We start from the raw sequence: 13,060 nt of genomic DNA on the forward strand, positions 1-13,060 counted from the left end.
AGGTTATGAGGTGATTAGACGTGCAAGATGATCCGCAGAAACGGGAAATTATAAATCGACGTCATTTTTCGTTTCGATTGAACTTATTTTTCTTTATTACGTTCGCATTATTTAGTGTTTTGATTGTAAGGCTAGCCATTTTACAGTTTGTAGAAGGGCCGACGCTAAGTGCTGAAGGGATCGGCAAAAGTACACGCAGCGTGAAGATTCCGCCGATTAGGGGCAACATTTACGACTCTACGGGTCATGCAATTGCCTATTCGACTTCGACCCAATCCATCTATTTCACGATTCAGCCTGAGCTTAAGCTGGAGAAAGCGACTGCAAGTGCTAAAGAGATGGCGCAGAAGCTTTATGAAATATTTACAAAGCTTGGCGATCCTGCCAAGGCGATGACGGTTGACGATATTATTCGCCAGATGGATCTTGATTTTAAGCGGAATAATATCTCGACCCCGCGGCGGATTAAATCCGGCCTCACGAATAAAGAAGTTGCTTATTTCATGGAAAATCGCACGGCGTTCAAAGGTGTAGATATCATGGAGGAAAGCGTTCGGAATTATGACAAAGATTCGATTTCGGTGCAGCTTGTCGGGTATTTGAAGAAGTTTAATACCGTTCGCGAAAACGTAGACTTCTACAAGGAAAAGACGACAGAGGAAGATCCTACGCTGAGATACTTGGATGAAGAGGACGTTGGCTTCGACGGACTTGAGCGGATGTATCAGGACGTGCTGCGCGGCAAAAATGGGTTGAAAACCTATCCCGTTAACAATGCGGAGCGTATTATCGGGCCTATGGAAATAACGAACCCTACGAAGGGGTCGGATCTTTATTTAACCATAAACAAAAACGTGCAGTTAACGACGGAAACAGCCATTATGGATCAGCTCAAAAAAATATCAACGTCTACAAACAAATATGAGCGTGCCAAATATGCACAAACCGGATTCGCAGTAGCGATGGAAGTTGATACAGGTAAAATCGTGGCGATGGCGAGTATGCCGGATTATGATCCAAATATTTGGTCAGGAGGCCGTATTAGCAAAGAGGATTACGAGAACTTCCAGAATATCTTATCGAACGGTACGATTCGAACGGTATATGGCAAGTATTCCGAAGAGGAGCGCAATCAACATCCATCTTCCATCCTGCCGCTCGGCTCGACAATGAAGCCGTTATCCGTATTAGTCGGACTGAATGAGAAATTGTTTAAGACGACAGATACCTACCCGGATACTGGGAGATTCTCATATGGTAGAAAAGGATATGAGACTTATATCGGCAACTCCCAAGGCAAAAAGTTCGGCTACATTGATGGCGCACAAGGCATTCAACATTCTTCCAATACGTTTATGGCAGCTATGATTGGCGATAGGCTTTATAGAAGAGATCCGCAAAATGGCGTGGAAATCTGGGACGAATACATGAAGCAATTTGGTCTTGGCGTCCTGACGGAAAGCGGCTTGCCTAACGAAACGAAGGGCGTTATTGAGTATTTTAACGAGGCGAAAAATGCCAGTTCGCAATCAGCACTCGTTCAAGCCTCCTTCGGTCAGCAAGGGCGTTATACAACGTTGCAGCTCGCGCAATATACTGCAATGCTTGCCAATCGCGGCAAACGAATGAAGCCGCAATTTGTAAACGAAATTAAGGATGCAGACGGAAATATTATTCAAGGCTATACGCCTGTCATTTTGAATGAAGTAAATTACCCGATTGAATACTGGAAAGAAATTGAGCTAGGCATGTCGAAGGTTAGTTCGCAAGGCTTTGAAGGTGTGGATTACACCTATAACCGTAAGACAGGTACGTCAGAGCAACAAGTAAAAGGCCGGACTGCAGAAAATGCGGTATTTATCGCCTATGCGCCTGCCGATAAGCCGAAGCTTGCTGTAGCTGTTGTAGTACCTGATGGCGGATTCGGGGGTTACGGCGCCTCTCCAATCGCTCGTAAGATTTTTGATGCTTATGACGAGGAAATTGGTTTGTACGGCGTGCCGAAGAAGAAAGCGCCAGCTACAAATGATGCTGCTGGAAATACGGCTAATAATACAGCGGATAATGCTAATACAGGAACTGATACAGGAACAGGAACAAACGAATAGTGGTCTAAAAACATCAAAAAGGCAGGTCGGAGCATCAACTCCGATCTGCCTTTTTTGCTATGCAAATCGCCCATTTTAAAATAAATGTTGCACGAGTGAAACATTTTTGTGTATTATTAAAAAAAAGGCATTAGGTAAACTAAGATTCATAAGGGCAAACTTTAGAGCATATAAAAAATGACAGGGATGGAGGAGGTAGCACAATGCGCAAAACGTACAAAACAAATTCTGCTCTTCGGAGATTTATTATGGTTATCGTTTTTCTGGCGATGACGGCAATGGTAACCTCAGCTTGCGGACAGCAAGGAACGAGCGATGGGAAATTGAAAATTACGACAACAACAGGAATGATCACAGACGTAGTGCAGCAGGTAGGCGGCGAGTATGTCGATGTTAGCGGATTGATGGGGGCAGGGATTGACCCCCATCTATACAAGGCATCTCAAGGAGACGTGCGGAAGCTGGATAATGCGGACATTATTTTTTATAACGGCTTGCACTTAGAGGGCAAGATGGCCGAGATGTTCGAGAAATTGGAGAAGCGCAAGCCGACGGTAGCCGTCTCCAAATATTTGACGGAAGATCAGCTGCACTCTGCCCCAGGGCAAGGGGCGGGCATGCATGATCCGCATATTTGGTTCAATGTGAAGCTTTGGATTTCTACAACAGAGGTGATCCGCGACACGCTAATGGAGAAGGATGCGGTCCACGCTGAGTACTACAAAGAGCATGCAGCAGCCTACATCAAGCAGTTGGAGGATCTGGATAATTACGCGAGAGAGCAAATTGCACTTATTCCTGAGGCAGACCGCATTTTAGTAACAGCACACGATGCATTTGGATATTTTGGCGAAGCGTATGGTCTAACTGTCACGGGTTTGCAAGGGATGAATACGATGTCGGAGTACGGCTCAAAGGATGTTAGCAAGCTGCGCGACTACTTAGTTGAGAAAAAAATAAAAGCTGTTTTTATCGAATCCAGCGTTCCGAAAAAATCAATTGAATCGGTCATAGAAGGGGCAAAAAGCTTAGGCCATGAGGTGAAGATTGGCGGCGAGCTTTACTCCGACGCAATGGGAGATGCCGGTACGTTTGAAGGCACTTATATCGGAATGGTGAAGCATAACGTGGATACGATTGTAGCCGCTTTGAAATAGCACATAACAAAGGCAAGGAAAGTGAGTGATAAATATGAACCAATCTACAACAGCAGCCAAGCAAAATACGAAACAAATTGCACCGCTTACGATTAAGGGACTAAGCGTTGCTTATCAGAAGAAGCCAGTGCTTCGGAACGTATCGTTTGAAGTAAGCGAGGGTGAGCTCGTCGGGGTAATCGGGCCCAATGGCGCAGGTAAGTCAACACTGATGAAGGCGGCTCTTGGCCTCATACCGAGTATTGGCGGAGAAGTGTTAGTATATGGCAAGCCTTATAAGCAGCAGCGGAAAATGATCGGATATGTCCCGCAGCGAGAATCGGTGGATTGGGATTTTCCAACGAATGCGCTTGATGTTGTACTTATGGGCCGTTATGGTCATTTAGGCTGGTTCCGCCGCCCAAGCGCGAAGGATAAGGCGATTGCGCTGGAGTGCCTGAACAAGGTTGGAATGGCCGATTATGCAGGCAGGCAAATCAGTCAGCTCTCTGGCGGACAGCAGCAGCGCGTGTTTCTAGCGCGTGCGCTGGCGCAGGACGCGAAGCTGTACTTTATGGATGAACCATTTGCAGGCGTGGATGCAGCGACAGAGAAAGCCATTATCACATTGCTGCAGGAGCTGAAGCTGCAAGGGAAAACGGTCATCGTTGTCCATCATGATCTAGCGACTGTGCAAGATTATTTTGACTCGGTACTGCTCCTGAATGTAGAGCTTCAAGCATTCGGCAAAACAGAGCAAACCTTTACCCAGGAGAAATTACAGCGTACTTACGGCGGCAGACTGGCGTTTCTTGATCGCAGCATGCAGTCTCCGTCACGTTTTGACGGAAAGGGTGAGTAATTCATGGATAAAATATGGTTGATGCTGACCGATCCGAATATGCAATGGATTTTTCTAGGCTGTACGCTGCTTGGCTTAAGCAGCGGTGTGATCGGCTGCTTCTCGTATCTTCGAAAACAAAGCTTAATGGGCGATACGTTAGCCCATGCGGCATTGCCGGGCATATGCATTGCATTCATGCTTACTGGCGTTAAATCGATTGGACTGTTTCTCATAGGAGCAGGCATATCTGGTCTTATCGCAACGTTCGGTATTGGATATATTACTCGAAACTCTAAGCTTAAACAGGATGCAGCGATGGGGATCGTCTTGTCAGGATTTTTTGGCCTAGGTATCGTACTGCTTACACTTATCCAGCATGGCAGCTATGGCAATCAAGCCGGATTGGATAAATTCCTGTTTGGGCAGGCGGCATCCATGATTGCATCTGATGTGATTACGATGACGGTCGTATGTGTATCTCTTATTACGGTTTGCACGCTGCTCTTTAAACAGTTTAAAATTATTTCTTTTGATCCCGGGTTTGCTAGAGGCATCGGTTATCCCGTAGCCTTTCTTGAGCAGCTGCTTATGCTTCTAATCGTCGTTGCTGTAGTAGCGGGCATTCAAGCGGTAGGTGTCGTACTCGTAGCTGCGCTGCTTATAACACCGGCCGTATCGGCTAGATACTGGACGGATCGCCTTGGGCTTATGGTTGTATTATCAGGCATATTCGGTGCAGTTAGCGGTGCGGCAGGCACTTGGATTAGCGCATCGGTGTCTAACTTGCCAACGGGACCTGTTACGGTGCTGGCAGCAACCTTGCTCTTCTGCATTTCCATTCTATTTGGTCCACAGCGCGGATTACTTGCAAAAAGACTGGTGCGCCAAAGAGTGAAGCAAAGCTATAATCGTGACTCCGAAATGCTGCTTGAGGGCAAAGTGAAGAAGGAGGCGGCATTATGAGCGACTTCTGGATCTTGCTTACAGGTGCACTAGTAGCAAGCTGCTGCGGTATTCTAGGTGTATTTCTCGTTTTGCGCAAAATGGCGATGATCGGCGATGCCATTAGCCACTCCGTCATGCCCGGTATCGTTATCGCGTTTCTGCTCAGCGGCTCACGCGATTCGCTGCTGATGATGTTCGCAGCACTATTATGCGGATTGCTGACGACCTTTCTTATTCAAATGTTTCAGCAAAGCGGCATTCAATCCGATGCTTCGATTGGCGTTGTCTTTACAGCATTATTCGCCATTGGCGTCGTTCTTGTAAGCTTGTATGCTCGTCAGGTGCATTTGGACCAGGATGCGATTTTGTACGGTGAGATTGCGTATGTACACTGGAATATTTGGGAGCTTGGCGGCGTAAATATGGGCCCGAAAGCCGTTTGGCTGCTCGGTACAACGCTGCTGATTATAACGTCAGTTATCGTTTTGTTCTATAAACAATTCAAGTTATGCGCGTTTGATCCCGCCCTAGCGGCTGCAATCGGCATACCTGTAGCTATCTTTCATTATTTGTTAATGGGTCTCGTATCGATGGCTACCGTCAGCTCCTTTGAAAGCGTAGGAGCGATACTCGTTGTAGGACTGCTGATTATCCCGGCATCTACCGCTTATTTACTGACAGATCGGCTCGGCCTGATGATCGTTTTGAGTGTAGCAGCCGGCGTAGCTAGTACATTCATCGGGTATGGTGCAGCTGTTTTATTGGATGCTTCAATTGCTGGCTGTATGGTCTGCGCAGCTGCATTATTGTTCGTTATCGCATTTTTGTTCTCGCCCTCACATGGCATTGTAATCAAGAAACTGCGTCTAAGAAAGTTAGCATAATAATTGCGAAAAGCATCCTTAATGGATGCTTTTTTCATATTTATTTCAAAAAAAGGTGTATAACTGCAACTTATATCCAAAAAGAAACGTAATGTAATTGGTACATATTAGGAGGAAATTGAAGAGGAGAGAAAATTGAACATGAAAGTGTTGTCAAAATTCGTCATACCGCTAGTAGTTTTTACATTATTGGTAACAGGTTGCAGCTTTGGGGGCAAAAACGAACAAAAAGAAAATGAACAGTCAACGCTGAAAATTATGTATTACGATGAAGGTTCTTTCTTTCAGGAGTATGGCATGGTGTTCTCGGCATTATATCCAAATATCGAAATTCAAGTCGTAGAAAATAGGAAAATGTATCAAAGTGAAAACAAGGATATGGATGCTGCTCTCGAAAAGTTTATTACGGAGGAGCAGCCAGATATTTTGATGCTTGATACCGATCAATACAAAAAGCTGGCACTCGACGGCAAGCTTTATGATCTTGATCCGGTTATGGAGAAGGAAAAGTATAATACAGAGGGCTTGATTCCCGGCATGCTTGATTATTTGAGAGAAAATGGCGGCGGACAGGTTTTTGGCATGACGCCAAGCTTCTATAGTCAAGTTATGTTTTACAACAAGGATTTGTTTGAGAAATACCAAATCGAGCCGCCAACCAATCGCATGAGCTGGGACCAGACGATACAATTGGCACGCCGCTTCCCTACGGATGGCGACAAAAAGGAACGGATTTACGGGCTGAAAATGGGCTACAGCGAAGATTTATTTGAAATGGCAAGCATTCTTGCTAATTCAGAAAACGTTAATTATGTGAATGCTTCGCAAAAACAAATGACGATAAACACAGATTCATGGAAAAATGCATTTAAGCAAGCAATTGACGCATTGGATTCGAACGCGCTTTATTTTGATAGCATGCGTAATCAAGGTGGCGACGAAGCGATGGCGCAAACCTATGAGGACTATTTGTTAAGCGATCCCTTCATAGCGGGCCGATTGGCGATGACGATGGGCGATATTAATTTCATCAATCAAATCAAGCAAGCGGCTGAGAATGAGAAAGTAAAAGATAAGATCGTGAAAAACTGGGATATTGTAACGGTTCCGGTTGGACAACAAAATCCGGATCAATCAAGCATGATGTCTTTCAACAATATTTTCTCTATTCGCTCGGAATCGCCGAGTAAGGACGCTGCGTGGAAATTCCTTAGCTATGTAACGAGTGAGGACTTTGCAAGAGTCAAGTCAAAGTCGAACAATTATAATGGACTGCCTGTCCGCACGAAATATATTACGGATACAGAAGGGCATAATTTTGCAGCATTTTATGACTTGAAGCCAAGTACATTTAATAGCTATAAAGATTTTGACAAGCTGCCACAAAGCTTCTGGGGAGAATTTAGAGGCGCAGCCAGCCAAGAGCTTGAAAAAGTGAAGAAAAAGGAACAGGAACTCGATGCGGCGCTTGATATTTTGCAGGTGAAAGGCCAAGAAATGCTGTTGAAGGAAGATCCTGTACCTACTGAAGGTGCTGAAGGAGCTGGAACTTCGGAAAGCAGCGGTTCTGTTACGACAATTGAAACAACGGAGTAAGTTAAAAGATGGGGAGCATGCTTACGCAAATTAGCGGAGGCTGCTCCTTTTTTCTGAGCAAGTATGATGAATTCGTGTTTTTTAGAGTGACTTTCATTTGGAATCTGTCGTAAATGTGCTAAAATAATTTACTAGTTAGGTACAACAACGATACGGCATTTACGAGGAGGCACAATATTGGGAGATTATAAATTGCTTGCGCTTGATATGGACGGAACATTGCTAAATGAACAGAGTGAAATTAGTACGGAAAATGCAGAATGGATTCAAAAAGCACTTGATGCTGGAGTTATTGTCAGCTTCTCAACGGGCAGAGGTTTTCGCAGTGCATTGCCTTACGCTGAGCAATTGAAGCTGGAAACACCTATGATCACAGTAAACGGCAGTGAGATCTGGCATCGTCCGCATGTGCTTCATAAACGTACTCATCTAAGCCACGTTTACGTGCAAAGGCTGCATGAGCTTGCTCTCGCACATGGCGAGCCGTGGTTCTGGGCGTATACAGCTGATGAAATTTACAATAAAGAGAAATGGATTACGCCTGCTGATGATTATGCATCACATCACTGGTTGAAATTCGGCTATTACACAGAGGATGACAACACTCGAGAGAAGCTGCTCGCTGAAGTACAAAGCTGGGGAGCGCTTGAGATTACGAATTCATCTCCATTTAATTTGGAGCTTAATCCGCTCGGCGTTTCAAAGGCAAGCGCTCTTCAAGAGCTTTGCGGCTTGCTTAACATCGAGATGTCGCAAGTCATTGCTGTAGGCGATAGCTTGAACGATATTGCGGCGATTCGCGAAGCTGGCTTAGGCGTAGCGATGGGCAATGCGCAGGAAACGGTCAAGGAAGCTGCAGACTTCATTACTTTTACGAATAATGAGCATGGAGTTGCAGAAGTGATTAGACGTTACCTTCTGAAGGGATGAGAAACGTATGGATATTTTAGGCTGGACATTAGTTATTCTATTATTTGTAGTAGGGATGGCAGGAGCTATTTATCCGATTCTTCCGGGAGCTCTTGCCATTTATGGCGCATTTTTTGTTTATGGCTTATTTTTCTCGTTTAGTGAATTTGGTTTTTGGTTCTGGTTCATTCAGACGGTAACTTTAATCGTGCTGTTTGTCGCCGATTATGCGGTTAGCGCCTGGGGCGTCAAACGATTTGGAGGCTCGCGAGCCTCAGTGATCGGCAGTACAATTGGTCTTATCTTTGGTCCTTTCGTTATTCCAGCACTTGGCCTTATTATCGGTCCTTTTGTTGGTGCCGTCATTGGTGAGATGATTATCGGAACACGTTTTGACAAATCGCTCAAGGTTGGTTTAGGTTCAGTTGTAGGATTGTTTTCAAGCGTAGTCGTGAAGGTAATTTTGCAGCTGGCGATGATCGTGGTGTTTGTCCTATGGCTCGTCTTTTAATGAAATGAATAAAAGGTGGATAGCTCAATGATTAAAGTAACCGTATGGAATGAGTTTTTGCATGAGAAAATTCATGAGGAAGTCAAAAATGTATATCCAGATGGCATTCATCAAGCTTTAGCCAAAGGGATCGCAAGTGGAGATATCGAAGTAGCGACAGCAACGCTTGAGGAGCCGGAGCATGGCCTTACAGAAGCGCGTCTAGCCAATACGGATGTTCTAATATGGTGGGGTCATATGGGGCATGACCAGGTGGATGACGCTATTGTAGATCGTGTTCAACAGCGCGTACTCGCAGGCATGGGCTTAATCGTGCTGCACTCGGGTCACTTCTCAAAAATTTTCAAGAAGCTGATGGGCACAGGCTGTGATCTCAAATGGCGTGAAGTGGGCGAGAAGGAAAGAATTTGGGTCGTAAATCCAGCGCATCCAATAGCAGCCGGCTTGCCGGAATACATTACGCTGGAGCATGAGGAAATGTATGGTGAGCATTTTGATATCCCGGCGCCGGATGAGCTTGTTTTTGTGAGCTGGTTTGAAGGCGGCGAGGTGTTCCGCAGCGGCTGTACCTTTAACCGCGGCCAAGGCAAAATCTTTTACTTCCGTCCGGGGCATGAGACTTATCCAACCTACTATAACCCGCAAGTGCTGCAAGTGATTCAGAATGGTGTGCGTTGGGCTTCTCCATCTCATGCAGCAGTGCCCGTACGCGGCAATCATCAGCCGCTGGAGCCCATTGGAAATAAAGGATAGGGAGACTTTGACAGACCATTATGCTAAAAAAAGACTCATTAATTAAAGGCACAATTATACTGGCAGCCGCAGCGCTGGTCGTCCGGTTTCTCGGCTTGTTCCAGCGGATTCCGCTCGAATATATGCTGGGAGCTGCCGGACAGGCGGCATTCAACTCAGCGAATACGATTTACTTATTACTGCTAACGATTGCGACGGGCGGCATACCGCTATCGATTAGTCGAATGATTTCTCAGCGCTATGCGCTTGGCCGGCCCGATGAAGCCAAACGAATTTATCGAGCGGCATTAATGTTTGGAGCAGTGACAGGAATATTGCTTGCCACTGCGATGTTTGTTTTTGCACCAGCTTATGAACGGTTCTCGAAGGTGCCGGATGCAGCTTTATCGCTGCAAGCTATAGCGCCTGCGCTGCTGCTATTTCCTATTATTGCAATGATGCGAGGTTACTTCCAAGGCCGGCAGATCATGTCCGCAGGCGGTATTTCTCAAATCATGGAACAAATTTTGCGGCTCATCGGTGGAATTGGACTAGCCCTGATCGTTCTCGGCTGGGGCTGGGGAGATAAGTACGGCGCTGCAGCTATTGCGTTTGGTTCTGTGCTCGGAAGTATTGGTGCATTTTCGGTTATGATGTGGTTTTGGCGTAAGCTGAAAAAACAAGATCAATCGGAGCATGCCAAATCTGCTATAAATGTGAAGGATAAGTCGGTAAAGACAAGCTCCAACCTGCCTTATCGGACCATTTATAAAGAAATATTCGGCACTTCCATTCCTGCTGTCGTAACGGCGATGACGGTACAGCTTTTGTACTTTTTTGATATAACGATATTTATGCGATTGACGGAATCCTTTTATAATGAAAATTCAGCAACAAAAGCGTTGGCGGATTACTCCACGAAGGCGATGGGGATAGCGGGCATACCTCCGATTCTTGCGATTGCGCTCGGCGCTTCGATTATTCCGATCATTTCCTCGGCATTTGCCTTGAATAATATGAAGGAAGTACAGCGTCAATCCTCGCTCGTCATGCGGATTGTGTTGTTTACAGGCGTACCGGTTGCGCTGCTGCTGGCAGTAGCCTCTTATTCCGTAACTGGACTACTATTTACGACTCCAAGCGGAAGCGGGACGGTAGCGATGCTTACAGCCGGAGCGATCTTCCAAATTACAATGATGATTTCGAATTCGATCCTATACGGACTCAACAAACCTAAGCTGCCGATGAACCATACGTTTATTGGTTTGGCGCTTAAAGTGGTGTTCAGTCTGGCGCTTGCTCCTTTGCTTGGCGTCTATGGATTTATTATTGGATCTACGATTTGTTTCGTTGTCATTACGTATTTGAACTTAAGAAGCATTAACAAGGACGTTAACTTGAACGTGCTAGGCGGCAAATGGATTGCCTATTTGATCGCAATTGCTGTACCTGCCCTTGCAGGCTGGGGAGCTGAGTACGGGGTGCTGGCTATTACGGGTGCATGGGCAGATAAGCTTTCCTATTTCTTGGCAGCTGCTGTTGCATCTGTTGTTGTAGGCTCACTTTATCTCATATTGCTCGCTGCGCTTCGCGTTATCACACCAGAGGATGTGCGCTCGTTCCCGGGGCCGCTCCGCAAAATACTCGGGATTGTTTTAAAGCCATTTTACAAAAAAGCGGTATAATCATAAGTTTTCATGGAAGAAAGGACACAGCCCTTATAGGGGGATGTGTCCTTTTTTTCGTTAGAGCTCCCTTGCTGCTTCGAAAACTTTGAAAAACTTAAGCATTCATTAAGCTATTGTTAAGAAATAGCAGAGAGAATTAGTAAGTTTTTTCCTCTAGACTATTTATGAATAGGATATGGATACATATTAGGGATATGCGGAGAGGGAGAGAAACGAAAGATGAAAGCATGGTCGAGGTTTGTTTTATCAGTCGTTGTTTTGGCATTAGTGGCAACTGGCTGCAGCTTTGGAGGTGACAATAAGGACAGTAATAAAATGAAGCAGTCGTCACTGAAGGTCATGTATTACGATGAAGGCATGTTCTTTCAAGATTATGGTATGGTGTTCTCGGCATTATATCCGAATGTTGAAATTGAAGTCATTAGCAATCAGTCGATGTATAGTGAAGAAAATACAGACTACGATACTGCGTTTAACAAATTTATAGAAGAAAAACAGCCTGATATTTTAATGCTGGATGGAGAGAGGTACCAAAAGCTGTCACAAGAAGGCAAGCTTTATGATCTCGATGCTGTTATGGAAAAGGAAAAGTACGAAACCGAGGGATTGATTCCCGGTATGCTTGACTATTTGAAAGAGCAGGGCGGCGGCAAAGTATACGGTTTAGCGCCTAGCTTCTACAGCCAGGTTATTTACTACAACAAGGATTTATTTGAAAAATACAAAATTGAGCTTCCGCGAAGCCGAATGAGCTGGAATGAAACGATACAACTGGCGAGGCGTTTCCCTACGGACGGTGATAGGAAGGAGCGGGTATACGGTTTGAAGATGGGATATCGCGAGGAGCTGTTTGATTTGGCCATCATGCTTGCAGAGTCTGAAAAAGTTAGCTATGTGAATGCTGGGCAAAAGCAAATGACCATACATACGGATTCGTGGAAAAATGTATTTCAGCAGGCGCTGGATGCAGTAGAATCAAACGCGCTTTATTTTGAAAGTATGAGCAGCCAAGAGGGAGCGATGTCACAGTCCTATGAGGACTACCTGTTATCAGATCCTTTCCTGTCCGGTCGTTTGGCGATGACGATTCAAGACGTTGGTTACACGAACCAAATCAAGCAGGCAAGCGATTATCCAAGCCTAAAAAATAAGATCGTGAAAAATTGGGACATTGTGACAGCTCCAATCGGACAGCAAAGTCCAGATGAATCGAATCTGATGTCATTTAATAATTTGTTTGCAATTCGAGCAGACTCTCCAAACAAGGAGGTCGCATGGGATTTTCTCAAGTATGTGACAAGCGATGATTATGCAAGAGTAAAATCCAAGTCGAACAACTACAATGGTTTGCCGGTTCGCACCAAATATATTACGGATGTTGAAGGACATAATTATGCTGCATTCTATGAGTTAAAGCCAAGTCCTTTTAATGGCTACAAAAATTTTAACAAGCTGCCTGACAACTTCTATGAGGAATTCACAAAGGCGGTTAAGGAAGAGATGAAAAAGGTGAAGGAAGACACACAGGATCTAAACTCGGCACTTAGTATTTTGCAGGTGAAAGGCCAAGAAATGCTTAAAGAAGATCCAGCACGGGCGGATGGCTCAGCTGCAGGTGAAAGCAGCGAAGCATCGTCCAAAACGGAGTAAGGAATCAATTATAAAGGGGAGCTTGCTTGCGCCATCAAGCGAAGTCTGCTCCTTTTT

Annotated in this window: 11 protein-coding genes; all 11 read left to right on the forward strand. The window is 45.2% G+C overall.

The window, feature by feature from the left end; all coding sequences use genetic code 11:
• Positions 1–20 precede the first annotated feature (20 nt).
• The 11 genes from BK120_RS10795 to BK120_RS10845 all read left to right on the forward strand — a co-directional run bounded on the left by BK120_RS10795 (position 21) and on the right by BK120_RS10845 (position 13,003).
• Positions 21–2,108 carry a peptidoglycan D,D-transpeptidase FtsI family protein gene (locus tag BK120_RS10795; RefSeq protein ID WP_076267508.1) on the forward strand — a complete coding sequence of 696 codons (2,088 nt, stop codon included), beginning with the start codon at positions 21–23 and terminating at the stop codon, positions 2,106–2,108.
• 203 nt (positions 2,109–2,311) lie between these two features.
• Positions 2,312–3,265 carry a metal ABC transporter solute-binding protein, Zn/Mn family gene (locus tag BK120_RS10800; protein WP_076267509.1) on the forward strand — a complete coding sequence of 318 codons (954 nt, stop codon included), beginning with the start codon at positions 2,312–2,314 and terminating at the stop codon, positions 3,263–3,265.
• 34 nt (positions 3,266–3,299) lie between these two features.
• Positions 3,300–4,106, forward strand: coding sequence for a metal ABC transporter ATP-binding protein (locus BK120_RS10805; RefSeq protein WP_076267510.1), 807 nt, complete (start codon positions 3,300–3,302; stop codon positions 4,104–4,106).
• Between the two features lie 3 nt (positions 4,107–4,109).
• Complete coding sequence (locus BK120_RS10810) at positions 4,110–5,051, forward strand: metal ABC transporter permease (protein ID WP_076267511.1); 942 nt, start codon at positions 4,110–4,112, stop codon at positions 5,049–5,051.
• Positions 5,048–5,917, forward strand: a complete 870-nt coding sequence (locus BK120_RS10815; protein WP_076267512.1) for a metal ABC transporter permease — start codon at positions 5,048–5,050, stop codon at positions 5,915–5,917. The genes BK120_RS10810 and BK120_RS10815 overlap by 4 nt, the downstream gene beginning before the upstream one ends.
• A 141-nt stretch (positions 5,918–6,058) precedes the next feature.
• Positions 6,059–7,513, forward strand: coding sequence for an ABC transporter substrate-binding protein (locus BK120_RS10820; RefSeq protein ID WP_076267513.1), 1,455 nt, complete (start codon positions 6,059–6,061; stop codon positions 7,511–7,513).
• Between the two features lie 177 nt (positions 7,514–7,690).
• The gene (locus BK120_RS10825; protein ID WP_076267514.1) at positions 7,691–8,443 is read left to right on the forward strand and encodes a Cof-type HAD-IIB family hydrolase; all 753 of its coding nucleotides are present in this window, start codon (positions 7,691–7,693) and stop codon (positions 8,441–8,443) included.
• Between the two features lie 7 nt (positions 8,444–8,450).
• Entirely contained in the window at positions 8,451–8,933 is a 483-nt protein-coding gene (locus BK120_RS10830) for a DUF456 domain-containing protein (protein ID WP_076267515.1), read from the forward strand.
• Positions 8,934–8,960: 27 nt separating this feature from the next.
• Positions 8,961–9,686: a ThuA domain-containing protein gene (locus BK120_RS10835; protein ID WP_076267516.1), complete on the forward strand. Its 726-nt coding sequence runs from the start codon at positions 8,961–8,963 to the stop codon at positions 9,684–9,686.
• A gap of 20 nt (positions 9,687–9,706) precedes the next feature.
• Complete coding sequence (locus BK120_RS10840) at positions 9,707–11,350, forward strand: putative polysaccharide biosynthesis protein (protein WP_076267517.1); 1,644 nt, start codon at positions 9,707–9,709, stop codon at positions 11,348–11,350.
• Between the two features lie 222 nt (positions 11,351–11,572).
• Positions 11,573–13,003, forward strand: coding sequence for an ABC transporter substrate-binding protein (locus tag BK120_RS10845; protein ID WP_076267518.1), 1,431 nt, complete (start codon positions 11,573–11,575; stop codon positions 13,001–13,003).
• Positions 13,004–13,060: the final 57 nt, after the last annotated feature.

The organism is Paenibacillus sp. FSL A5-0031, assembly GCF_001956295.1.
GTDB lineage: Bacteria > Bacillota > Bacilli > Paenibacillales > Paenibacillaceae > Pristimantibacillus.

Bases quoted from the DNA above. Each gene is read 5' to 3' on its own strand.
- BK120_RS10820 (WP_076267513.1), top strand. From the start codon at position 6,059: ATGAAAGTGTTGTCAAAATTCGTCATACCGCTAGTAGTTTTTACATTA.
- BK120_RS10815 (WP_076267512.1), top strand. From the start codon at position 5,048: ATGAGCGACTTCTGGATCTTGCTTACAGGTGCACTAGTAGCAAGCTGC.
- BK120_RS10800 (WP_076267509.1), top strand. From the start codon at position 2,312: ATGCGCAAAACGTACAAAACAAATTCTGCTCTTCGGAGATTTATTATG.
- BK120_RS10845 (WP_076267518.1), top strand. From the start codon at position 11,573: ATGAAAGCATGGTCGAGGTTTGTTTTATCAGTCGTTGTTTTGGCATTA.
- BK120_RS10840 (WP_076267517.1), top strand. From the start codon at position 9,707: ATGCTAAAAAAAGACTCATTAATTAAAGGCACAATTATACTGGCAGCC.
- BK120_RS10830 (WP_076267515.1), top strand. From the start codon at position 8,451: ATGGATATTTTAGGCTGGACATTAGTTATTCTATTATTTGTAGTAGGG.
- BK120_RS10805 (WP_076267510.1), top strand. From the start codon at position 3,300: ATGAACCAATCTACAACAGCAGCCAAGCAAAATACGAAACAAATTGCA.
- BK120_RS10810 (WP_076267511.1), top strand. From the start codon at position 4,110: ATGGATAAAATATGGTTGATGCTGACCGATCCGAATATGCAATGGATT.
- BK120_RS10835 (WP_076267516.1), top strand. From the start codon at position 8,961: ATGATTAAAGTAACCGTATGGAATGAGTTTTTGCATGAGAAAATTCAT.